General features: G+C 59.9%; 18 protein-coding genes. 9 read left to right on the forward strand and 9 right to left on the reverse strand.

From position 1 onward, the window contains the following. Positions 1-3: 3 nt before the first annotated feature. Positions 4-1,290, reverse strand: coding sequence for a murein hydrolase activator EnvC family protein (locus AC1DVF_RS01715; RefSeq protein WP_038359965.1), 1,287 nt, complete (start codon positions 1,288-1,290; stop codon positions 4-6). 230 nt (positions 1,291-1,520) lie between these two features. Continuing rightward, on the reverse strand, positions 1,521-3,050 hold the full coding sequence (gene gpmI / locus AC1DVF_RS01720) for a 2,3-bisphosphoglycerate-independent phosphoglycerate mutase (RefSeq protein ID WP_477781917.1): 1,530 nt from the start codon (positions 3,048-3,050) through the stop codon (positions 1,521-1,523). Positions 3,051-3,203: 153 nt separating this feature from the next. On the opposite strand from gpmI, the gene AC1DVF_RS01725 reads away from it, so the two are divergent. Genes AC1DVF_RS01725 through secB form a run of 3 tightly spaced genes read left to right on the forward strand, consistent with a single transcriptional unit; the run spans position 3,204 to position 4,416 of the window. Then, positions 3,204-3,617: a rhodanese-like domain-containing protein gene (locus AC1DVF_RS01725; protein WP_083367280.1), complete on the forward strand. Its 414-nt coding sequence runs from the start codon at positions 3,204-3,206 to the stop codon at positions 3,615-3,617. Between the two features lies 1 nt (position 3,618). Beyond that, positions 3,619-3,873 (forward strand): glutaredoxin 3, encoded by a 255-nt coding sequence (gene grxC, locus AC1DVF_RS01730; RefSeq protein ID WP_038359971.1) that lies wholly within the window; start codon positions 3,619-3,621, stop codon positions 3,871-3,873. A 57-nt stretch (positions 3,874-3,930) separates the two neighbouring features. Beyond that, positions 3,931-4,416: a protein-export chaperone SecB gene (gene secB / locus AC1DVF_RS01735; RefSeq protein ID WP_007909233.1), complete on the forward strand. Its 486-nt coding sequence runs from the start codon at positions 3,931-3,933 to the stop codon at positions 4,414-4,416. 122 nt (positions 4,417-4,538) lie between these two features. On the opposite strand, the gene AC1DVF_RS01740 is transcribed toward secB, so the two are convergent. Continuing rightward, positions 4,539-4,994 (reverse strand): tRNA (cytidine(34)-2'-O)-methyltransferase, encoded by a 456-nt coding sequence (locus tag AC1DVF_RS01740; protein ID WP_257356843.1) that lies wholly within the window; start codon positions 4,992-4,994, stop codon positions 4,539-4,541. On the opposite strand from AC1DVF_RS01740, the gene AC1DVF_RS01745 reads away from it, so the two are divergent. After that, on the forward strand, positions 4,993-5,430 hold the full coding sequence (locus AC1DVF_RS01745; protein ID WP_095047168.1) for a hypothetical protein: 438 nt from the start codon (positions 4,993-4,995) through the stop codon (positions 5,428-5,430). The two genes, AC1DVF_RS01740 and AC1DVF_RS01745, sit on opposite strands and share 2 nt — an antisense overlap. Before the next feature lie 597 nt (positions 5,431-6,027). Here AC1DVF_RS01745 and ntrC read toward each other — a convergent pair. The 5 genes from ntrC to glnA form a co-directional block, all read right to left on the reverse strand. Further along, positions 6,028-7,464, reverse strand: a complete 1,437-nt coding sequence (gene ntrC / locus AC1DVF_RS01750; protein ID WP_007909238.1) for a nitrogen regulation protein NR(I) — start codon at positions 7,462-7,464, stop codon at positions 6,028-6,030. Then, a complete protein-coding gene (gene glnL / locus AC1DVF_RS01755) occupies positions 7,461-8,546 on the reverse strand; it encodes a nitrogen regulation protein NR(II) (protein ID WP_007909240.1) in 1,086 nt (361 codons plus the stop codon). Before glnL ends, ntrC begins: the two co-directional genes overlap by 4 nt. Before the next feature lie 231 nt (positions 8,547-8,777). Further along, entirely contained in the window at positions 8,778-9,401 is a 624-nt protein-coding gene (locus AC1DVF_RS01760; RefSeq protein WP_257356845.1) for a DUF4124 domain-containing protein, read from the reverse strand. Beyond that, a complete protein-coding gene (locus AC1DVF_RS01765) occupies positions 9,398-9,913 on the reverse strand; it encodes a DUF4124 domain-containing protein (RefSeq protein WP_460130586.1) in 516 nt (171 codons plus the stop codon). The genes AC1DVF_RS01760 and AC1DVF_RS01765 overlap by 4 nt, the downstream gene beginning before the upstream one ends. Positions 9,914-10,202: 289 nt before the next feature. Further along, a complete protein-coding gene (glnA, locus tag AC1DVF_RS01770) occupies positions 10,203-11,609 on the reverse strand; it encodes a type I glutamate--ammonia ligase (RefSeq protein ID WP_007909254.1) in 1,407 nt (468 codons plus the stop codon). A 328-nt stretch (positions 11,610-11,937) separates the two neighbouring features. Between glnA and thiI the strand changes: the two genes are divergently transcribed. Both thiI and typA read left to right on the forward strand, forming a co-directional pair. Then, positions 11,938-13,392, forward strand: a complete 1,455-nt coding sequence (gene thiI, locus AC1DVF_RS01775) for a tRNA uracil 4-sulfurtransferase ThiI (protein ID WP_095047172.1) — start codon at positions 11,938-11,940, stop codon at positions 13,390-13,392. A gap of 139 nt (positions 13,393-13,531) precedes the next feature. Next, positions 13,532-15,352, forward strand: a complete 1,821-nt coding sequence (gene typA / locus AC1DVF_RS01780; RefSeq protein ID WP_034153003.1) for a translational GTPase TypA — start codon at positions 13,532-13,534, stop codon at positions 15,350-15,352. Positions 15,353-15,619: 267 nt separating this feature from the next. Here typA and AC1DVF_RS01785 read toward each other — a convergent pair whose 3' ends face one another. Further along, positions 15,620-16,057, reverse strand: a complete 438-nt coding sequence (locus AC1DVF_RS01785) for a YkgJ family cysteine cluster protein (RefSeq protein WP_093430042.1) — start codon at positions 16,055-16,057, stop codon at positions 15,620-15,622. Between the two features lie 259 nt (positions 16,058-16,316). On the opposite strand from AC1DVF_RS01785, the gene AC1DVF_RS01790 reads away from it, so the two are divergent. The 3 genes from AC1DVF_RS01790 (at position 16,317) to AC1DVF_RS01800 (ending at position 23,955) form a co-directional block, all read left to right on the forward strand. Next, positions 16,317-18,767 (forward strand): glycogen/starch/alpha-glucan phosphorylase, encoded by a 2,451-nt coding sequence (locus tag AC1DVF_RS01790; RefSeq protein WP_116256343.1) that lies wholly within the window; start codon positions 16,317-16,319, stop codon positions 18,765-18,767. 254 nt (positions 18,768-19,021) lie between these two features. Beyond that, the gene (locus AC1DVF_RS01795; RefSeq protein ID WP_477781918.1) at positions 19,022-22,594 is read left to right on the forward strand and encodes a DUF2339 domain-containing protein; all 3,573 of its coding nucleotides are present in this window, start codon (positions 19,022-19,024) and stop codon (positions 22,592-22,594) included. Then, complete coding sequence (locus AC1DVF_RS01800; protein WP_477781919.1) at positions 22,591-23,955, forward strand: DUF3999 domain-containing protein; 1,365 nt, start codon at positions 22,591-22,593, stop codon at positions 23,953-23,955. The genes AC1DVF_RS01795 and AC1DVF_RS01800 overlap by 4 nt, the downstream gene beginning before the upstream one ends. Positions 23,956-24,028 lie beyond the last annotated feature (73 nt).

A 24,028-nucleotide genomic window follows, 5' to 3' on the forward strand; every position in this document is an offset into this window, starting at 1 on the left:
CGCTTATCCTTGCGCGCGGCACCATTGTGCTGGATCACTCGGGTGACCCTGCTGACGAATTGCGAAATACAGCGCTGATGTGTCCTGGCCGCCACTGTTACCGACAGTGGAGATGGACTCACCGGCTTTAACCACGTCACCGGCTGACTTGAGCAGTGTCTGGTTGTGACCGTAAAGACTCAGAAAACCGTTGCCGTGGTCGAGGATCACCAGCAGCCCGGCGCCGCGCAGCCAGTCGGCGAACACCACGCGACCACCGTGTACGGCATGCACCTGGCTGCCGGCGGAGGCGCTGATCATTACGCCGTCCCACTTGGTGCGGGCGTCGTCGCCACGGGATTCGCCGAAGCGTGCCAACAATCGACCATCAACCGGCCAAGGAAGTTTTCCCCGGGTTGCAGCAAAAGGGCCACCGAAGGTCTCGCCGCTGCTGGAGACCAGCGCGCCGGGAGTGGATCTAGCGGGTTTTCGTGGGGCGTCGCTGTTTTCAGCCTGCGCCTCACGCAAACGCTTTTTTTCCGCTTCCTGCTGGGCGATCAGCGCTTTCTGCCGCGCTTCTTCTGCCTCACGGGCCTGGCGGGCCAGGGTTTCCTCAATGGTTTTAAGGACTTTAGACAGGTCTGCCTGATCTTGCTCGCGCGCGGCGAGTTTCTGGTCGCGGGCCTTCACGTCATCGTTAAGCTTGGCGAGCACTTGCTGGCGTTCCTTGCGGACATTTTCCAGTTCGTCGCGCTGGGTATCGAGGCTGCTTTTCTGTACCAGCAATTGCGCCTGCTGGGCGGCAATGTCTTTTTCGACATTGGCCAGTTGGCGCAGGGTTTCGTTGAAGTTCTTCAGCTGTTCCAGGCGGGCCTGGCTCAGGTAATCGTAATAGGTGAGGGTGCGGGCGAATTTCTCGGGATTCTGCTGGTTGAGCAGCAGCTTGAGGTATTCCTGCCGACCGTTCTGATAGGCCGCGCGGGCCTGAATGGCGATCAGTCGCTGCTGCTCAGTGCGCGCGCTCTGGAGTTTTTTTTTCTCTGCATCGAGTCGCTGCAGCTCGGATTCGCTTTTCTGCAGTTCTTTCTGCAGCGCGTCGACCTGCTTCTGCAGTTTACCCAGCTCGGTTTCAGTGCCCTTGAGCTCTTTCTGTACGCCGGACTTTTCTTCCTGGACTTTGCTCAGCAGCTTTTTCAGCTCGGCAATGTCCTGACGCGTGGCGTCCAACTGTTGTTGGGTTTGCGCGCGCTCGTCAGCGAAGGCCGGTTGGAGCAGGCAGGTCAGAGCGAGGGCGATCAGGACGCGGAGCATAGAGGCGGGCGGCACCAGGGTAATGGACGGCCTAGTATGCCCGCCCGAGGCTGCAAAAAAAACGCCCAATTGGGGCTGTGTGATAACTGGCCTGAAAAACACCACAAACCAATGTAGGAGTGAGTCTGCTCGCGATGGCTTACTGACATTCAACAGAGTAGTTGACTGTCAGATGGCTATCGCGAGCAGGCTCACTCCTGCAGGGTTTTGCGGTGTTTTGGTGATTCGGGTCAGACCAGAATCGAAGTGCCAGTCATTTCCGCCGGTTTTTCCAGGCCCAGCAGCTTCAGCATGGTTGGTGCCACGTCCGCCAGCACGCCGCCTTCACGGACCTTGAGGTCGCGCTTGCCGACGTAAATGAACGGTACCGGCTCGGTGGTGTGCGCGGTGTGCGCCTGGCCGGTGGATTCATCGGCCATTTGCTCGACGTTGCCGTGGTCAGCGGTGATCAGCGCTTCGCCGCCAACCTTCTCCAGCGCTTCGACAATGCGCCCGACGCAGGTATCAAGGCATTCCACAGCCTTCACCGCCGCGTCGAACACGCCGCTGTGGCCGACCATGTCGCCGTTGGCGTAGTTGACCACGATCACGTCGTAACGCTGGTTTTCGATGGCGTCGACGATGCGGTCTGTGACTTCCGGCGCGCTCATTTCCGGCTGCAAGTCGTAAGTGGCGACTTTCGGCGATGGAATCAGGATGCGCTCTTCGCCCGGGAACGGTTCTTCACGACCGCCGGAGAAGAAGAAGGTCACGTGGGCGTATTTTTCGGTTTCAGCGATGCGCAGCTGGGTTTTGCCGTTTTTCGCCAGATAGTCGCCGAGGACGTTTTCCAGGCTGCCCGGGGCGAACGCCGAGGGTGCAGGGATGCTCGCTGCGTATTGGGTCAACATCACAAAACCGGCCAGTTTCGGCTGGCGCGCGCGTTCGAAATCCTTGAAGTCGTCTTCGACGAACACGCGAGTCAGCTCGCGGGCGCGGTCGGCGCGGAAGTTCATGAACACCACGGCGTCGCCGTCTTCGACTTTCACCGGCTCACCGATGGTCGTGGCTTTGACGAATTCGTCGCTCTCGCCGCGCGCATAAGCGGCGTCCAGACCTTCCTGCGCAGTGGCGGCGTGGAATTCGCTGTTGCCGTCGACGATCAGGTTGTAGGCCTGAGCCACACGGTCCCAGCGGTTGTCACGGTCCATGGCGAAGTAGCGGCCGATGATGCTGGCGATGCGGCCCTTGCCCAGTGCCTGGAAGGTCGCATCGAGTAGTTCGATGGACGACGCAGCGCTTTTCGGTGGGGTGTCGCGACCGTCAAGGAAAGCGTGCAGGTAGATTTTTTTGGCGCCGCGCTTGAAGGCCAGTTCGGCCATGGCGATCAGGTGATCCTGGTGGCTGTGTACGCCGCCATCGGAGAGCAGACCCATGAAGTGCACGGCTTTGCCGGCGGCCACGGCTTTGTCCACAGCGGCGCAGATGGTCGGGTTCTCGAAGAACTCGCCGTCGCGGATCGCTTTGGTCACGCGGGTAAAGTCCTGATACACCACGCGGCCGGCGCCAAGGTTCATGTGGCCGACTTCGGAGTTGCCCATCTGGCCGTCCGGCAGGCCGACGTCCATGCCGCTGCCCGAAATCAAGCCGTTGGGCACAGTGGCCCACAGGCGATCCAGAACAGGCTTCTTCGCCGCAAAAACGGCGTTGGATTCGGGGCTGTCGCTGTGACCGAAGCCGTCGAGAATCATCAGGACCAAAGGTTTAGGCGTGGTAGTCATGGAATCCACTCGTGGCTAATAAAGAAGAGGGCGATGGAAAAGGGAGTTGGAGTTTAAAGCTAAGTTCCGACCGCGTCACCGCCGGACGGGGTTTGGCCGACCATAGTGGCTGTGTATACTGGCCGACATTTTAACGCCCTGGAACCTCCTTCGATGGTTGCTCACCTGATTGAATTTGCCACTAACCACTACATTCTTGTCGGTATCTTCGTCGTACTGCTGGCTCTGCTGCTGGCGCACACGATGCAGGGCGGCGGTAAAAGCCTGAGCACCGGCGAGCTGACCGCGTTGGTCAACAAAGACGCAGGCGTGGTGGTGGACATCCGTCCGGCCAAGGATTTTGCTGCCGGCCACATCGTTGGCGCGGTGAACATTCCCCAGGACAAACTGGCTGCGCGTATCGGCGAGCTGGAAAAACACAAGGCCAAGACCATCATTCTGGTCGACGCGCTGGGCCAGACCGCTGGCACACACGCCCGCGAGCTGATGAAATCCGGCTTCACCGCCGCCAAGCTGTCCGGCGGGATCTCCAGCTGGAAAGGCGACAACCTGCCGTTGGTGAAGTGATATGAGCGAAGTCATCGTCTACTCCAGCGATTACTGCCCTTATTGCTCGCGAGCCAAGTACCTGCTCGAGAACAAAGGCGTGGCCTTCAAAGAGATCAAGGTCGATGGCAAGCCGCAAGTGCGCGCTGAAATGACCCAGAAAGCCGGACGTACGTCCGTGCCGCAGATCTGGATCGGCAGCAAGCACATCGGCGGTTGTGACGATTTGTATGCCCTGGAACGCGCCGGCAAGCTCGACGCGCTGCTCAAGGCCTGAACGGCTGCACCCACGTACAGCACTCCCTAAAAGACCCAAGATCGATAAGGATCTGAGATGACTGACCAACAGAACACTGCAGCCAGCGAAGAAGAAACCGCACCGCAATTCTCCTTGCAGCGCATCTACGTACGCGACCTGTCCTTCGAAGCCCCGAAAAGCCCGGCGATCTTCCGCCAGCAGTGGGATCCGGCGGTCGCTCTGGATCTGAACACTCGTCAGAAAGCGCTGGAAGGTGATTTTTACGAAGTCGTGCTGACCCTGTCCGTCACCGTGAAAAACGGTGAAGAAGTCGCCTTCATCGCTGAAGTGCAACAGGCCGGTATCTTCCTGATCAAGAACCTGGACGCGGCTTCGATGAGCCACACCCTGGGTGCGTTCTGCCCGAACATCCTGTTCCCGTACGCGCGCGAAACCTTGGACAGCCTGGTGACCCGTGGTTCGTTCCCGGCCCTGATGCTGGCCCCGGTGAACTTCGACGCCCTGTACGCGCAAGAGCTGCAGCGCATGCAGGAAAGCGGCGAGACGCCAACCGTTCAATAAGACGGTTCAGCGGCACCCCATGTGGGAGCGAGCCTGCTCGCGAAAGCGGTCTGTCAGACACTCAATGTTGCCTGACACTCCGTAATCGTGAGCAGGCTCGCTCCCACATTTGTTTTGTGGTGTTACTTGAAGTCGTTCTGGCGCCAGGCTTCGTACACGGCCACCGCTACGGTGTTGGACAGGTTCAGGCTGCGACAGCCTTCGCGCATCGGCAGGCGCAGGCGCTGTTCCGGCGGCAGCGCGTCGAGCACTTCCGGCGGCAGGCCACGGCTTTCCGGGCCGAAGATGAACGCATCGCCAGGAACGAACGCGGCATCATGAAACGGTCGCGAACCCTTGGTGGTGAACGCAAACAGTCTTGGATTGCCCAGGCTTTCCAGGCAACTGGCGAGGTTCGCGTGACGTTGCAGCGTGGCATATTCGTGGTAATCGAGACCGGCACGGCGCAGGCGCTTGTCGTCCATCTCGAAGCCCAGCGGTTCGATCAAATGCAGGTGGCAGCCGCTGTTGGCGCATAGCCTGATAACGTTGCCGGTATTCGGCGGAATTTCTGGTTGAAAAAGGATGACGTGAAACATGCACGGCTCCGAAGGTAAAGATGAGCGGCATTCTACGCCGCCTGTGGACAACCGTTCGAAACTATTGCCGCGAGTCATCGGTTCGCTGGCGATTGTCGGCTTGATGATCGGCTTGATGATCGGCCGCCTGACCACGCCGGATCCGACGGTGTTGCAGCAGGTCGAGGTGACGGATCAAGGGTTGGTGGTGTGGTTCAACAACGAGCCCAAGCTGCACGGCGAAATCATCGATGGCACGGTGGCGCTGCTGTTTCAGGCTGAGGGCCCGGCGCAGAAGGGCCAGCTCAAGCTCAATGGCAAAGATGTGAACTGGCGGACGCGAGCGAGTGACGGAGGGTTGTTGCTGACGGTGCTGGCGGCGCGGCCGCTGCAGGGCGATTGGGTCGGCAGTGAGGTCGATGACCGCTGGCGGCTGGAAATCCATCTCCGCGAGTAATAAAAGCGGGAATCCCTGACCTGCCTGTATCAGGGTTCCCAAAACGGGTGGACTTCGCTGCTAGCGTCGGTCCGGTGTAAAGAGGGAACCCCCGGCCTGCCTGTACCAAGGATCCCAAAAGGGTGGGCTCGTCGCGTTGCGGTATGAGCCCGGTGTAAAGAGGGGAATCCCCGGCCTGCCTGTACCAAGGTCCCCGAAACGGGTGGTGAATCGAATCACCTGTAAGAGGTATTGCAGGGGGCGTGCCAGGTTTTCATTTGCTGAAACAAAAAAGCTGATCAGAGACATCAAAGCCCCGAAATTCGGGGCTTTGATGTTTATGAAAACGGGTTTATCAGCGTTTTCAGGGTTGAGTTGTGGCGATGCGGCTGTGCGCGATCGCGGGTCATTGTGCATTGATGCGGTGCACGGTGGCCCCTCACCCTAACCCTCTCCCAGAGGGAGAGGGGACTGACCGAGTTGCTGGTTCAAGTTGCGCCGACCTGAAATATTGAGCCGAATTCAGGTTTCGAAAACATCCGGGATCTGCGCCCTCTCCCTCTGGGAGAGGGCTGAGATGGATCCTGAGCACGCAGCAATCCTCAAGCGAACAAACCGTTAACCCTCATCCCCCTCATCATCATCCCCGCCATCGACCTTCATCCCCAATTCCTTGATCTTGCGCGTCAGGGTATTGCGCCCCCAGCCCAGCAACACGGCGGCATCGCGACGACGCCCGGCGGTGTGCTTCAAAGCCGTCTCGATCATGATCCGCTCGAACGCCGGTACCGCGCTGTCGAGCAGGCTCGACTGGCCACGCGCCAACGCCTGATCGGCCCACTGACGCAGTGCTTGCTCCCAATTGGTCACTGGCGCCGAGTCCTGCGGCAGGTTCAGCAGTTCTGGCGGCAGGTCGCTGATGTGCACTTCGCGCCCGGACGCCATCACGGTGATCCAGCGGCAGGTGTTCTCCAACTGACGCACGTTGCCGCCCCACGGCAGGTTCTTCAGGTATTCCTCGGTCTCGCTCTTCAGCAGCTTCGGTTCCACCGCCAGTTCTTGCGCAGCGCGGCTGAGGAAGTGCTTGGCCAGGGTCGGGATGTCTTCACGACGATCCGACAGGCGCGGGATGTGGATACGGATTACGTTGAGGCGGTGGAACAAGTCCTCGCGGAACTTGCCGGCGTGCACCAGGGTTTCCAGATTCTGGTGTGTCGCGGCGATGATGCGCACATCGACTTTGACCGGCACGTGGCCGCCCACACGATAGAATTCGCCATCGGCGAGAACCCGGAGCAAGCGGGTTTGGGTGTCGGCCGGCATATCACCGATTTCATCGAGGAACAGTGTGCCGCCGTCGGCCTGTTCGAAACGCCCGCGACGCAAATTTGCTGCGCCGGTGAACGCGCCTTTCTCATGGCCGAACAGTTCGGATTCCATCAGATCCTTGGGGATCGCCGCCATGTTCAGCGCGATGAATGGCGAGGCCGCGCGCGGACTGTGGCGGTGCAGGGCATGGGCGACCAGTTCTTTACCGGTACCGGATTCGCCGTTGATCAACACGGTAATGTTGGAGTGGCTCAAGCGGCCGATGGCGCGAAACACTTCCTGCATCGCCGGCGCTTCGCCGATGATTTCCGGGGTGCGCGTCAGTGCCGGCACCACTTCCAGGCCTTGCTGTTCTTGTGCGTGCTGGTTCGCACGTTTGACCAGCGAGACCGCCTCATCGACATCGAACGGCTTCGGCAGGTACTCGAACGCGCCGCCCTGATACGAGGCGACAGCGCTGTCCAGATCGGAGTGAGCGGTCATGATGATGACCGGCAACCGTGGGTGCTGCTCGCGAATCCGCGCCAGCAGATCCAGACCGCTGGCACCGGGCATGCGAATGTCGGAAATGATCACGTCCGGCTGCTGACGGGCCAAGCGACTCATCACGCCATCGGCGCTGTCGAAGCTCTGGGTGGTCATGCCTTCCTGCTGCAAGGCTTTTTCCAGAACCCAACGGATAGAACGGTCGTCATCGACGATCCACACGGTTTCACTACGGCTCATGTCGATGTGGCTCCTTGTTCCAGTGGCAAAAAGATCGAGAAGGTGGTGTGGCCTGGATGGCTGTCACACTCGATCAGGCCCTGGTGCTGGCTGATGATGTTCTGGGTAATGGCCAGGCCGAGTCCGGTACCGTCCGGGCGTCCGCTGACCATGGGAAAGAAAATGGTTTCCTGAAGTTCCGCCGGGATCCCCGGGCCGTTGTCGATGATTTCGATCTTGGTCACCAGACGATGGCGGACGTGGCCGATGGTGAACTGGCGCATGGTCCGGGTACGCAGGCTTATGCGGCCAAGGCGCAATTCGTTCTGGCTGCTGATCGCTTGCATCGCGTTGCGTACGATGTTCAACACCGCCTGAATCATTTGTTCGCGGTCGATCAGCACGTCGGGGATGCTTGGGTCGTAATCACGCACCAAGGTGATGCAGCCCTGGCTTTCCGCTTCGACCAGTTGGCAGACGCGCTCCAGCACTTCATGAACGTTGCACATCGCCAGCGACGGCAACTTGTTCGAGCCGAGCATGCGGTCGACCAGATTGCGCAGGCGGTCGGCCTCTTCAATGATCACGTTGGTGTAGTCGCGCAGGCTGTCTTCCGGCAGCTCGCGGGCCAGCAGTTGCGCGGCGCCACGGATGCCGCCGAGCGGATTCTTGATCTCGTGAGCGAGGCCGCGTACCAACATCTTGCTGGTCTCCTGCTTGGACAGCTGCGCCTCCTCCTTGGTGATCCGCAGCAGCCGGTCACGCGGATGGACCTCCAGCAGGAGCATGGTCGCGCCATTGCTGAGGATTGGCGTCACCGCGTAATCCACGGTCAATGTCTGGCCAGTGAGGGCGGTGAGCATCGCCTCGCGCTTGGTGAAGGGATGCGCCTGCTCTACGGCCTGACGCAGTGAATTCAGCGCCTCGGTGGATTCGGTGAACAGCTCGCTGATGAACTGCCCATGGCTGCGCTGCCCGCTGATGGCGAGGAGCATCTCCGCCGCCGGGTTCATGTACTCAAGGCGCAATTCGGCGTCGAGCAGGATGGTGGCGGTGGTCAGGTTGTCGAGCAGCAAACGGTGGATTGCGTCGCTAATAGTCATCGGAGCCTCTTTTGGGGGCGGAGCGTGCGCAACAAGCAAGCGTCGGTGAACGGAAAATGCAAAAACCAAACCAAGGCTCCGAAAAGAAGCGTTCGTCGCCTGAAACAGGCGTTTGACGCTCGTTTGAGTGGCAGGGTGCCAGCTCGAACGGGAAGTTTCGAACCAAAATGGGTTGGAATGTGAGTACGGTGCAGTCCGTTGCACCAATATAGTGCGCAAAGCTGGGCGGAGTTAGAAGAAACGCAGGAAGGGGTTTTTCGGCTCGGGCGGTTTGTCTTTCAGCGGGCATTCCGGGCGCACGCCGTAGTCGTCGGCGACGCAGGGTTTGACTTGGCGTTTCTGCGCTAGGGAAATGCGTAGCATGTGGAAGGGCTGGTTGGCGGTGCGTTCGACGGTGCGTCCTTCCATGTCGAGGATTTCAACCGAGAGATTGTGGCTGCCACGATCGATGTTGCTGAGCGGGAAGACCGGGCTCAGGCCGGGCTCGCCGGTGGCTTGGCCATCCAGTAGCAGTCGATAACGATGACCTTTTTGCAGACCCGGTTCGCTGGTGACGCTGACGATGATTTCGCCGGCGCTGCTGCGAATCGTTGCATCGGGTTCAGGTACCAGAATGCGCAGCATGTCGTAGTGGAAGGGTGGTTGCTCTGGGGTTTTTTTTGCAGTTGTGACTGGCACGGCGACGGTGGGGTTTGCGGACATGCGATTGCTGTTCGCGATCGGTACGCGCTTGGCATTGCCACGCGGCTGGTCGGTGTAGACGCGATTGCCTTGGGCATCGATATAAGTGAACACCTCAGCCGATGCTTGCAGCGTGAGCAGCGCCAGCCCCGCAATCAGCCACGCACGAATCATGGCTTGTGCACCCGCTGTACGCTGAGAGGGACTGGCGCGCTCTGCTGGATGACCGTCTGCCCGTCAATCACCTGCACCGCTAGACGATGTTCGCCGCGATCAACGTTCACCAATTGCAGGATCGGCACGTTGCTCGGCTGGCCGTAAGGCTCATCGTCCAATACCAGCCTTAACTGATGAGGCGGTCGAAGGCGTGGCTTGATCAGCACATTGACGGTGAAGGTGCCGTTGTTCGCGCGCAATGCTTCTTCGGTGGGCAGTCCGGCGAGTTCAAGAATGTCGTAGGCGTTGCGCGCAGGTTCACGGTTGTCGGTTTCGGGCGCGGGTGGTGCGCTGGGCGCCTGCGGCTCGACCCGATTGAGCGGCGGCAATTCCACCGGTTGTGCCTGCACGCCGTCCGGCGAGTGATCGCTGTACACCGTGTGGCCGTTGGCATCGGTGTATTTGTAGATCTGCGCGGCGGCGGGCAGGGCGATCATCAGCAATAGAATGTAGAGAAAGGTGCGACCCATGAAATCGACCGGGATTGAAAGCGATGGGGTGCAGCATAGGACAGGTGTGGCGGTTGGCCCAACCCTGCACACATCCAGAGATCATTCATACACCACAATTGATCGTTCCCACGCTCTGCGTGGGTACGCCTCAAGGGACGCTCCGCGTCCAGTGACGCGGAGCGTCACGGGCTGCATTCCCACGCGGAGCGTGGGAACGATCAGCATCACGTCATAAATCGCGGGCAATAAAAAAGGCCTCCCGAAGGAGGCCTCTTTCACTCACGCCACTTAACGCAGCGCTACCGGATCAGCAGCTGTAGTACAGCTCATATTCCAGTGGGTGTACGAAGGTGCGAACCTTGATTTCTTCTTCCGATTTCAGCGCGATGTAAGCGTCGATGAAGTCGTCGGAGAACACGCCGCCCTTGGTCAGGAACGCGCGGCCCTTGTCCAGCTCTTCCAGGGCTTCTTTCAGGCTGCCGCAAACTTGCGGGATCTCTTTCGCCTCTTCAGGCGGCAGGTCGTACAGGTTTTTGTCAGCTGCGTCGCCTGGGTGGATCTTGTTCTGGATACCGTCCAGACCGGCCATCAGCAGAGCTGCGAAGGCCAGGTACGGGTTGGCAGCCGGATCCGGGAAGCGTGCTTCGATACGGCGGGCTTTCGGGCTCGACACGTAAGGAATACGGATCGAAGCGGAACGGTTGCGGGCCGAGTAGGCCAGCATTACCGGAGCTTCGAAGCCTGGTACCAGACGCTTGTAGGAGTTGGTCGCCGGGTTGGTGAAGCCGTTCAAGGCCTTACCGTGTTTGATGATGCCGCCGATGAAGTACAGAGCGGTATCGGACAGACCGGCATAGCCTTCACCGGCGAAGGTGTTCTTGCCGTCTTTCCAGATCGACATGTGTACGTGCATGCCCGAACCGTTGTCGCCGTACAGTGGCTTCGGCATGAAGGTCGCGGTGCGGCCGTAAGCGTCAGCAACGTTGTGCACAACGTACTTCAGGGTTTGGGTTTCGTCGGCTTTCTTCACCAGGGTGTTGAACTTGACGCCGATTTCGTTCTGGCCGGCAGTCGCCACTTCGTGGTGGTGAACTTCGACGGTCAGGCCCATTTCTTCCAGTGCGTTGCACATGGAGGTACGGATTTCGTGGTCGTGGTCGAACGGCGGAACCGGGAAGTAGCCGCCTTTGACGCCTGGACGGTGACCTTTGTTGCCGCCTTCGATGTCCTGGTCGGACATCCACGAACCTTGCTCGGAGTAGATCTTGAACATCGAGCCGGAGATGTCCGACTTGAATTTCACCGAGTCAAAGATGAAGAACTCAGGCTCAGGACCGGCGAACACAGTGTCACCGATACCGGTGGCTTTCAGGTGTTCTTCGGCGCGCTTGGCGATCGCACGTGGGTCGCGGTCGTAGCCTTGCATGCTCGAAGGTTCGATGATGTCGCACACCAGGATCAGGGTGGCGTCTTCGGTGAACGGGTCGAGAACCGCAGTTTCGTCAACCGGCATCAGGATCATGTCGGAGGCTTCGATGCCTTTCCAGCCAGCAATGGAGGAACCGTCGAACATCTTGCCGACTTCGAAGAAGTCTTCATCCAGCGCATCGCGAGCCGGCATGGTCACGTGGTGCTGAGTGCCTTTGGTGTCCGTGAAGCGCAGATCAATCCACTTGACGTCATGATCTTTGATGAGTTGAACCGTCTTCGACATATGTCCTCCGGGTGGCTTCGGGCTTGGTAGTGGATGCCCTTGAATTTGGGTGATGCCGGCGCGAATACTCTGCCAAGGCAACCTGCCTCACAAGGGAGCAAATTGCATGCCAGTGCCCCAGCATGGGTTTTTTGCCCCAAATTCACGCTTATAAAGGTGCAAAGCACCTGATTGTGGAAAATCTCGCCCTCTAATGTAGCGTCTTGAGTCAGAAATGACCTGTTTTGGTGCGCGCTAAACCTTCTGCACATTAACTGGTTAAACCTTGAGCAATTTCCGCTATAATCCGCGCCCCCCTTTTTCGGCTGGCCGTTCGCGCGCTGTTTTCATGAAACTAATCGTAAAAGTCTTCCCCGAGATCACCATCAAAAGCCGACCTGTCCGGACGAAGTTCATCCGCCAGTTGGCCAAGAACATCCGCACCGTGCTCCGTGACCTGGACCCGGCCGTGGTGGTGAACGGTGTGTGGGACAATCTCGAGCTGGAAACCCGCGTTACCGACCCCAAAGCCTTGAAAGAGATGGGTGAGCGCCTGACCTGCATGCCGGGCATCGCGCACTTTCTGCAGATCGACGAGTACCCGCTGGGCGACTTCGACGACATCACCGAGAAGTGCAAACAGCACTACGGCGATGCACTGGCCGGGAAGATTTTCTCGGTGCGCTGCAAGCGCGCGGGCAAGCACACCTTCAGCTCGATGGACGTCGAAAAATACGTCGGCAGCAAGCTGCGCCGTGAGTGCGGTGCCGCTGGTATCGACCTGAAAGCACCGGAAATCGAAGTCCGCATCGAAGTTCGCGACAAACGGTTGTTTGTCATTCACAGCCAGCACAACGGCATCGGCGGTTACCCGCTCGGTGCGTTGGAGCAGACGCTGGTATTGATGTCCGGCGGCTTTGACTCAACCGTTGCGGCGTACCAGATCATTCGTCGCGGCCTGATGACGCACTTCTGCTTCTTCAATCTGGGCGGTCGTGCCCATGAATTGGGCGTGATGGAAGTCGCGCATTTCATCTGGAAGAAGTACGGCAGCTCGCAACGCGTGCTATTTGTCAGTGTTCCGTTCGAAGAAGTGTTGGGCGAAATTCTCGGCAAAGTCGATAACAGTCATATGGGCGTCGTATTGAAGCGTATGATGTTGCGCGCGGCTTCCAACATCGCCGATCGCCTGCACATCGAAGCGCTGGTCACCGGCGAGGCGATCTCCCAGGTGTCGAGCCAGACCCTGCCGAATCTGTCGGTGATCGACTGCGTGACCGACAAACTGGTCCTGCGTCCGCTGATCGTGGCGCACAAGCAGGACATCATCGACACGGCCAATGAGATCGGCACCGCCGATTTCGCCCGGCACATGCCGGAGTACTGCGGGGTCATTTCGGTCAATCCGAAGACGGCCGCCAAACGCGGTCGCGTTGAGCACGAAGAGAAAGAATTCGACATGGCGGTGCTCGAGCGTGCGCTCGAAAACGCCAAACTGGTGCCGATCGATCGGGTGATCGACGAATTGGGCCAGGACGTACAGATTGAAGAAGTCAGCGAAGCACTGGCCGGTCAGATCGTGATCGACATCCGTCACCCGGATGCCGCCGAGGATGAGCCGCTGGAACTCGCTGGCGTAGAAGTACAGACGATGCCGTTCTACGCAGTGAACGCTCGTTTCAAGGAGCTGGATCCGACTCGCCAGTACCTGCTGTATTGCGACAAAGGCGTGATGAGTCGCCTGCATGCTCACCATTTGCTCAGTGAGGGGCATGCCAATGTGCGCGTTTATCGACCGAGCTAAGTGCCCGGGGCTGTTTGCCTGTGGCCTGCGTCACCGGCCCCCCGACACCGCCGTCAAGCTGTAACGGCCATGCCGGACACTACTGCTAATCGCTGCCAAGACTTGTCAGCAAACCGAATCCTCTGATCGAGATACACAAGTGATCGAAAATCTACGCAACATCGCCATCATTGCCCACGTTGACCATGGTAAGACCACCCTGGTAGACAAACTCCTGCGTCAATCCGGCACCCTGGAGCGCAACGAGCTCAACGACGAGCGCGTGATGGACTCCAACGACCAGGAAAAAGAGCGCGGTATTACCATTCTGGCGAAAAACACCGCCATCAACTGGAACGGCTACCACATCAACATCGTGGACACCCCGGGCCACGCCGACTTCGGCGGCGAAGTTGAACGTGTAATGTCGATGGTCGACTCCGTTCTGCTGCTGGTTGACGCTCAAGACGGCCCTATGCCGCAAACCCGTTTCGTGACCAAGAAGGCTTTCGAAGCCGGCCTGCGTCCAATCGTGGTAATCAACAAGGTTGACCGTCCAGGCGCGCGTCCGGACTGGGTTCTGGATCAGATCTTCGACCTGTTCGACAACCTCGGTGCGACCGAAGAACAACTGGACTTCCAGGTTGTTTACGCCTCGGCCCTGAACGGCATTGCCGGTCTGGATCACACCGCCATGGCTGAAGACATGACCCCGCTGTACCAAGCGGTAGTCGACCACGTTCCGCCTCCGGCCGTTGACCGTGACGGCGCGTTCCAGATGCAGATCTCCGCTCTGGACTACAACAGCTTCCTGGGTGTTATCGGTGTTGGCCGTATCGCTCGTGGCCGCGTCAAGCCGAACACCCCGGTTGTGGCGATCGGTGCCGACGGCAAGCGCCGTAACGGCCGTATCCTGAAACTGATGGGTCACCACGGTCTGCACCGCATCGACGTTGAAGAAGCTGCAGCAGGCGATATCGTTTGCATCAGCGGTATGGACTCGCTGTTCATCTCCGACACCCTGTGCCACCCGGACACTGTCGAGGCGATGAAGCCTCTGACCGTTGACGAGCCAACCGTTTCGATGACCTTCCAGGTAAACGACTCGCCATTCTGCGGTAAAGAAGGCAAGTTCGTGACGTCCCGCAACATCAAGGACCGTCTGGACAAAGAGCTGCTGTACAACGTTGCACTGCGCGTTGAAGAAGGCGACACCGCTGACAAGTTCAAGGTTTCCGGCCGTGGTGAGCTGCACCTCTCGGTACTGATCGAAACCATGCGTCGCGAAGGCTTCGAGCTGGCCCTGGGCCGTCCTGAAGTGATCATTCGTGAAGTGAACGGCGTTAAACAAGAACCGTTCGAAAACGTGACCATCGACATCCCTGAAGAAGCTCAGGGCAAGGTCATGGAAGAGATGGGTCTGCGTAAAGGCGACCTGAGCAACATGGTGCCGGATGGCAAGGGCCGTGTTCGTCTGGAGTACAACATCCCTGCTCGCGGTCTGATCGGTTTCCGTAACCAGTTCCTGACCCTGACCAACGGTGCTGGCATCCTGACCTCGATCTTCGATCGCTACGACACCGTCAAGTCGGGCCACATGTCCGGCCGTCAGAACGGCGTTCTGGTTTCGGTTGAAACCGGCAAGGCACTGACCTACTCGCTGGAAACCCTGCAGGCTCGTGGCAAGCTGTTCGTAGAACACGGCCAGGAGATCTACAACGGTCAAATCGTTGGTCAGAACAGCCGCGACAACGACCTGGGTGTAAACCCGACCAAAGGCAAGAAGCTCGACAACATGCGTGCTTCGGGTAAAGACGAAACCATCGCTCTGGTACCACCTGTTCGCTTCACTCTGGAACAGGCTCTGGAATACATCCAGGAAGACGAGCTGTGCGAAGTTACTCCTAAGTCCATCCGTCTTCGCAAGAAGATCCTGGACGAAAGCGAGCGTACCCGCGCTGCCAAGAAAGCCAAGGCGTAATTTAGCCTGAGCTTGAAAAAACGCCCCCGGTCGCGAGACCGGGGGCGTTTTTGTTTGTCTGGGATAAGTGTGTTGAAGCTGAAAAGCCCCTCACCCTAGCCCTCCCGAAACGTCGGACCGCCCGTAGGGAGAGGGGACTGACCGAGTTGTTCTTTGGCTTTGCATCGACCTCAGGTTTGGAAGCGACAGAGATCGGCTCCCTCTCCCTCGGAAGAGGGCTGGGGTGAGGGGCTGGGGTTTAACGGCTACCGAAGAACTCAGCGTCGTTCAGAAGCGCTCTATCGCGCGGAAATTCTGCACGCGTTCAACTTCCTTCGGCTTGTACGCGCAATACCCCGGACGCGGTCCGATCTTCGGGTGATTGCGGCAGGTATCCGGGCGCTTGTCATAAATGGTGCACAAGCGGCTCTTACGATCCAGGTAGTAGCAATCGTTGTTGCTCATGCGCTGCAGGGTAAAGATGCCGGACTTCTGATTGAAGCGCTCGACCAGGCCTTCCTTTTGCAGACGCTTGGCGATGTTCTTCGGCGGGTCGCCCAGTTCGAACTCGTCGACCACGCCGATGCGCACCAGATCCTTGATCTTTACTTCGACCGGCAGCGTGCAGCAGCTGGACATGCAGGAACCGCACATCGGGGCCGAATATTTCGCCCACGTATCGAGACGATCGATCTCGGCGGCGGCAATCAGGTTGGGCTTCATCATCGGGAGTTACCAGGCGTGTGTGCATCAGGGCGCGCGATCATACCGGGACTGGTGGATTTTTGAACAACCTTTCGCCAGATTTTTTCTCCATGCAGGCACATTGCCGGACAATTCGGCACGGCCCCTGCATTCATTAGCCCATCCGCCAGGGTAATGCCGGGCCATCGCACCGTCTCAGGAAAAACTGCCGAACCAGCGCCGCGACCGTCGGTCAGACCGTCTAGGCTCAGACAATTCCCGCTCGCTCGAGGTCCTATTGATGACTCAAGAACCACTAGTTCGCGAAGCAGAGGTGGCCGCATTCCGCGACGCCGTCCTGACCAAGCTCACCTACGCGGTGGGCAAAGACCCCGACCACGCTTTCGACCATGACTGGTTCGAAGCCATCGCTTTGGCGGCGCGTGATCATATGGTCGAGCACTGGATGGACCACACCCGGCAGATCTACCGCAAAGGTCAGAAACGGGTGTATTACCTCTCGCTGGAATTCCTCATCGGCCGCTTGCTCTACGACAGCCTGAGCAATCTTGGCTTGCTCGACGTCGCCCGTGAAGCGCTGACTGAACTCGGTGTCGACCTGGAGCGTATCCGTTTGCTGGAACCTGATGCAGCGCTCGGTAACGGTGGCCTCGGTCGTCTGGCCGCGTGCTTCATGGAAAGCATGTCGACCCTCGGCATCGCCGGCCACGGTTATGGCATTCGGTATGAGCACGGCTTGTTCCGCCAGGCCATCGTCGACGGCTGGCAGCAGGAACAGACCGAGCACTGGCTGGATTTCGGCAACCCGTGGGAGTTCGAGCGGCCAGAGGTCGTCTACTCCATCGGCTTCGGCGGCAGCGTCGAAACCGTCACCGACATCTCCGGCAAGTCCAAACAAGTCTGGTCGCCGGCAGAAACTGTCCGCGCGATCGCTTATGACACGCCGGTCGTTGGCTGGCGCGGGGCGAGCGTCAATACACTGCGCCTCTGGCGTGCGCGCGCCATGGAAGATTTGCACCTGGAGCGTTTCAACGCCGGTGACCACTTGGGCGCTGTCGCCGAAGTGGCCCGGGCCGAAAGTATCTCCCGCGTGCTCTACCCGGCGGACAGCACCGAAGCGGGGCAGGAGCTGCGCCTGCGTCAGGAATACTTCTTTGTCGCCGCTTCGCTTCAGGATCTGCTGCGCCGTCATCGCAACATGCACACCTCGGTGCTGACCCTGGGTGATCACGCGGCGATTCAGCTCAACGACACGCACCCCTCGATTGCTGTCGCCGAATTGATGCGCCAACTGGTCGACGTCTACGACGTGGCTTGGGATGCGGCGTGGCAAGTCACCGTCGACACGCTGTCGTATACCAACCACACGTTGCTGCCGGAAGCGCTGGAAACCTGGCCGGTGGGCTTGATGGAGCGCATGCTGCCGCGACATATGCAGATCATTTATCTGATCAATGCTCAGCACATCGACTCGCTGCGCGCCAAAGGCATTCACGATTTCGACGTGCTGCGCGCGGTGTCGCTGATCGAAGAAGACAACGGTCGCCGTGTGCGCATGGGTAACCTCGCGTTCCTCGGTTCGCACAGCGTCAACGGCGTGTCCGGGCTGCACACGCAACTGATGCGCAAAACCGTGTTCGCTGAACTGCACAAGCTCTACCCGGAGCGGATCAACAACAAAACCAACGGCATTACCTTCCGCCGTTGGCTGTTCCAGGCCAACGCTGAACTGACCTCGATGCTGGTCGACTCGCTGGGTCCCGAGGTGCTGGATAACCCCGAAGAGCGCCTGCTCGATCTCGAACCGTTCGCCGAGAAAACCGCATTCCGCAAAGCCTTTGCCGAGCAACGGCTGCACAGCAAGAAAGCCCTGGCGTATCTGATTCACGAACGCTTGGGCATCGCGGTCAATCCGGCGGCGATGTTCGATGTACAGGTCAAACGCATCCACGAATATAAACGTCAGTTGCTCAACCTGATGCACACCGTGGCGCTGTATCAGGCGATTCGCGCCGAGCCGGAAGTCGACTGGGTGCCGAGGGTGAAAATCTTCGCCGGTAAAGCGGCGGCGAGTTATCACCAGGCCAAACTGATCATCAAACTGACCAACGACATCGCTCGGGTGGTGAACAACGACCCGACCGTGCGCGGCCTGCTGAAAGTGGTGTTCCTGCCCAACTACAACGTCAGCCTGGCGGAGAGCATCATTCCGGCGGCGGACTTGTCCGAGCAGATTTCCACTGCCGGCTTCGAAGCATCAGGCACCAGTAACATGAAGTTCGGCCTCAACGGCGCGCTGACCATTGGCACACTGGACGGCGCCAACGTGGAAATGTGCGAACGCATCGGGGCCGAGCACATGTTTATCTTCGGTCTCAGCGCGCAGCAGGTGGAAGCGCGTAAACAGAATCATGAGTTCAGCGCAGTGCCAGACATCGCTGCATCCCATCGCTTGAACGATGTGCTGCAGGCGATTCGCGGCGGGGTGTTTTCGCCGGATGACACCTCGCGCTATACCGGGCTGATCGATTCGCTGGTGGATTACGACCGCTTCCTGGTCTGCGCCGACTTCGACTCCTACTGGGAAGCGCAGAAACGCGTTGAGGCGCACTGGCACGACTCCAACAACTGGTGGCGTTCAGCAGTACTCAACACGGCGCGGATGGGCTGGTTCTCGTCTGACCGGACGATTCGTGAGTACGCCACGGATATCTGGAAAGCGTTGGAGTAACTTTCCGCAACAAATCTGCGCAAGGCCCAACGTTTGTTGGGCCGGATCGATATACTGAGCGCCGGTTACCGGTAGCTCCAGTCACCACCAATCCAATGTAGGAGTGAGCCTGCTCGCGAAGCGGTTGTCTTGTTAAACAGAAATGTTGGCTGACAAACCGCTTTCGCGAGCAGGCTCGCTCCCACAGGGTTTGTGCCTAGACTGAAGCAATCGCCGGACTCGCCCCGTCTTGGGGCTGCTTAGGGATATCGACCATGCAATGGATGTTCATGTTGATCGGGCTGGTGCTCGGCTGGCTGCTCGACGAGTCGTTCAGTGATGCGCTGTTGGGCGCGTTGTTGGGGCTGGTGATCGGGCAGACGATCCGCATCGCGCGGCTAGGCTCGCAGGCGATGGAGCAGCAGCGTCAACTTGAGCTGGCGAAGGTCGCTTTGCAGGGCGTCGAACAGCGCCTGTTTCTGCTCGAAGGTGCCCCGGTTCGTGCCACGCCGCCACCGGGTCCCGAACCTGTTGCTGAAACAGTCACAGTCGTAGAAGCAGCTCCAGCACCTGAACTGATCTGGGAGCTGCCGCCCGAACTCGAACCGATTTCCGCCGTCGCCAGCGAAACCAGTCAACCGCTGCCCGCCGATGTCTGGCGCCTTGATGCCGTGACGCCCGAACCGCAACAACCTGCCGAACCCCGTGGCCCGAACCTCATCGAACGCGGCATAAGTGCTGCGCGCAACTGGCTGTTCGGCGGCAACACCGTGCTGCGGGTCGGCGTGGTGTTGCTGTTCTTCGGTCTCGCATTCCTGCTGCGCTACGCCACCGAAGGCATGGTCGTGCCGATCGAGTTGCGTTACGCCGGTGTCGCGGCGGCCGCGTTGGGCCTGCTCGCGCTGGGTTGGTGGTTGCGCCGGCGCAACAGTAATTACGCGTTGATGCTGCAAGGCACCGGGATCGCGGTGCTGTATTTGACGGTGTTTGCGGCCATGCGTCTGCATCCGTTGCTTGATCCATCGGCCGCGCTCGGCCTGCTGGTGGCGGTCACCGTTTTCTCGGCGATTCTCGCCATCACTCAAGATGCTTTAGGGCTTGCCGCAGCGGCGGCATTGGGCGGTTTCGCGGCGCCGATCCTGACCTCGACCGGCGCCGGCAACCACGTCGCGCTGTTCAGCTATTTCGCGCTACTCAATGCTGGCATTCTTGCCATCGCCTGGTTCAAGGCCTGGCGTCTACTCAACCTGATCGGCTTCGTCGGCACCTTTGGCATCGGCTTCGCCTGGGGCCTTCGTTCGTATGCGCCAGAACTGTTGTGGAGTACCGAGCCGTTCCTGATCCTGTTCTTCCTGATGTATCTCGCCATCGGCCTGCTATTCGCCCGCCGCAAGTTGCTCGACATGCCCGACGCACCTGCGGATGGCGATCGCGAAGCGTTGCTGCACTGGTCGGCGCGCAAGGGCGATTACGTCGATGGCACGATGCTCTTCGGACCGCCGATCATTGGCTTCGGATTGCAGTTTGCGTTGGTGCAGCATCTGGAATTTGCCGCAGCGTTCAGTGCGCTGGCGCTAGGCATGATCTACATGGTACTGGCCAAGGTGTTGATGGGTGGCCGGGCGGTTCTGCTGGGTGAAACTTGTCTGGCGCTCGGGGTGATTTTCGCCAGTCTGGCCATTCCACTGGGGCTGGATGCGCGTTGGACCTCGGCGGCGTGGGCGGTGGAAGGCGCGGGGATTTTCTGGCTCGGTCTGCGTCAGCATCGACCGTTCGCTCGGGCGTTTGCCTTGCTGCTGCAACTGGGGTCGGCACTGGCGTTTCTCAGTCAGTTGCGCGTCGGCGAGAGCAGTCTGCTTGATGGTGCTCCGCTGGGTGCGCTGATGCTCGGCATTGCGTTGCTGTTCAGTTTCTATCAATTGCGCAAGGCCACGCCGGAACAAGCCTCGCCTTGGGAGCGTCAAGGCTTGCCGGTGTTGGCGTGTCTGGGCCTGACCTTCCTCTATCTGCTGGCGCCGCTGTTCTTCTTCGTTCAAGCCACGGCGATCAGTTGGGCGCTGGCCGGGCTGGCAACTCTGTTGGTCGGTCTGCGCATTCAATCGCGCACGTTCCTGTTCAGCGCGTTTGCCGTGCAGTTGCTCGGCGGTGCGTTATTCCTGTTGCGTCTGCAAGGCGCGGGCGAGGATTCGGCGGCGGTGTTCAGCGCCGGCTGGAGCGGATTGCTCAGCGCGTCGTTGATCGGGCTGGCGTTGATCGCCGGCATGCTGTTGGCGGCTCGCGATGAAATGGTGCGTGGCGATGTGCGTCTGTTGCGCGGTTTGTCGGTGGTGCTGCTGGCCGGTCTGGTGCTGATCAATCTGGCGGTGCTGTTCGTGCTGCCATGGCAAACGGCGAGTGCGGTGTGGGCCGCGAGTGGTTTGCTGATCATCTGGCTCAGCCTGTACCTCAAGCAGCGCGTAAGTTTTGTCTTTGGTCTGCTGTTGCAGTTGATTGGTGGTGCGGCGTTTTTGCTGGCCGGCCCCGAGTTGCTTGGGCCACTGTCCAGCGAAGGCCTGAAACCGTTGGCCCATGGCGGATTCTGGACACCGCTGGTACTGGGCTTGGCTGCGATGATCGGTGCTTGGCGCCTGCAACTGGGCAATCACGCCTCGGCATTCGATGCGTTGAGTTTGCAGCGCTTGTCAGAAGTGTTGCTGCTGTGGGGGGCCGGTTGGTGGGCGTTGGCGTGGGTCAGCGAGGTGCTGCGTTTTGCTGCGCCGAATCTGCAAGGCCCGTTGTTGCTGCTGGTCGCCGCTTTGAGCGTGGCGCTGTGGACGCTGTTGTCGCTGCGCTTGAAATGGCCGGCGCTGGGCCTGCTTTGCACCTTGTTGATTCCGGCTGCGGCGCTGGTGCTGTTCGGGGCCTGGCATTCGCGTTATCACCCGGCGGCCGATTTCGGTTGGCTGGCGTGGGCAGCAGTGTTCGCCGTGCATTTCTTCAGCCTGCGCCGCTTGGCACCGATGCTGCCGGCACGAGCCTTGAGCACCGCGCATGTGCTCGGCTGTTGGTTGCTGATTGGCGTGCTGGCGCTGGAATTGCGCTACGGTCTGCTGCTGTTGTCCGAGCAATACAACGCCTGGCGTTGGCTGGGCTGGGCGATTCTGCCGAGCCTGTATCTGCTGCTGGCGGCGGCACCGCGCAGTTGGCCTTGGCCGGTGGCGGCATTCCCTCGCGAGTACCGTTTGTACGCCGCTGCGCCGTTGGCGGTGTTGATGCTCGCATGGTTCTGGCTGGCGAATGGTGTCAGCGATGGCAACGCCGAGCCGCTGCCATACGTGCCGCTGCTCAATCCATTGGAGCTGGGTTTGTTGTTCGCATTGTTCGGTGTTTACGTCTGGTCGCGCAGCGCGGTTTCGCAGCTGTCGATTCGCCAGGACTACGCCGATTACGCGACGCAACTGGTCGCGGGGGTTTCGCTGTTCGCCTTTTGCACCGCGTTGGTCACCCGCGCGGCGCACCATTGGGCCGGGATCCCGTTCGAGCTGGATACGTTGCTCGCCTCAATGCTGGTGCAGGCCGGGTTGTCGATCGTCTGGACGCTGATGGCGCTGGGGTTGATGATCGGCGGCCATCTGCGCCATCGTCGCGAAGTGTGGCTGATTGGCGCGGCGCTGATTGCGTTGGTGGTGGCCAAACTGATTTTTGTCGAATTGAGCAACCGTGGCGGTCTCGCCCGGATCGTCTCGTTTATCGGTGTCGGCGTGTTGCTGCTGGTGGTCGGCTATTTCGCGCCACTGCCGCCCAAACGCGTCGACGCTGAACCGGCGGCGGACAAACCGGCCCCGGACACCGAAGGAGTTTCATCTTGAGTCGCATGCGAAATCTGGGTTGGTTGGCGTTGGGCGTGGTGATGGCGGCCGGCGCTCAGGAAAAACCGGCGGACTTCGCCACGCAGGTGTCGCTGTCAGTCTCTGGCAACGGTCCGTGGTACCGCCTCGAATTGCCGTTGAGCGTGCAATTGCAGGCACGCCAGACCGATCTCAGTGATCTGCGTGTGTTCAACGCTGCCGGCGAAGCGCAGGCCTACGCCTTGGCGCGAGAATCAGCGCAGACCCGCGACGACGGCCGCTTGCATGAGGTGAAATGGTTCCCGCTGTACAACGCCGCCGACGCCAGCGAACGCGCGCCGAATGTGCGTGTGCAATCGACCACCAACGGCACGCTGGTCGAGGTGCAGCCGTCCAGTCAGTTGGAGGTGGGTGAAGAGGTGCTGCGTGGCTGGCTGCTGGATGCCAGCGCGATCAAGGCGCCGTTGCAGCAGTTGATCCTCGACTGGACCAGCGAGCGCGACGGCTTCCAGCGCTTCAGCATTGAAGCCAGCGACGATCTGCAACACTGGCAAGCGTGGGGCGAGGGGCAGGTCGCGCGGCTGACCTTTTCCGATGAGCGCATCGAGCAGCACGAAGTGACGCTGCCGGGGCAGTCGGCGCGTTATGTGCGGTTGTTATGGGAGTCGCCGAACTCGGCGCCGATCCTGACGTCGGCGCAGCTGAAAAGCAGTGATCCGCGCAACGTTCCGCTGCCTTTGGTCTGGTCGCAGGCGTTGGCCGGCAGCAGCACCAAGGCTGGGGAGTACACCTGGCAGTTGCCGATGGGGCTGAATGTCGAGCGCGTGCAGGTCGAGCTGAAACAGCCGAACAGCCTCGCGCCGGTGACGCTGGCGGGGCGTCGCGAAAGCAGCTTGCCGTGGCAGACGTTGGGCAATGGCTTGCTCTATCGCCTGACCCAGAATGGTCAGGATGTGGTGCAGAACGAATTGCCGCTCTACGGGCAGACCGTGCAGCAGTTGAAACTGAGCGTGGATGAGCGTGGCGGTGGTTTGGGTGAGCAGGCGCCGAGTCTGAAATATGCGGTGCGGGCGACGCAGGTGGTTTTCCTCGCGCGGGGCGAGGGGCCGTACAGTTTGGCGGTGGGCAATGCGACGGTGAAGACGGCGAACTTGCCGTTGGCGACGCTGATTCCGGATTTCAAACCGGAGAAGCTGGCGGGGTTGGGTAAGGCGATGGTCCAGGGTGAGGCGGTTGTCACGCAAACTTCAACCGCAACAGCGGCGGCGGTGGCCGAGACCAATTGGAAGAAGATCGGCCTGTGGGCGGTGTTGTTGTTGAGTGTGGTTTTTCTCGGGGCGATGGCGTTCAGCCTATTGCGCAAGCCGCCGACCAACACCTGAGAAAGGCTGGCGCTGTGCGCCATTCGCTAGCAGGCTAGCTCCCACAGTGGATCTGCAGTGGACGCCAATTGTG

This window comes from Pseudomonas sp. P4_D7 (assembly GCF_056401755.1).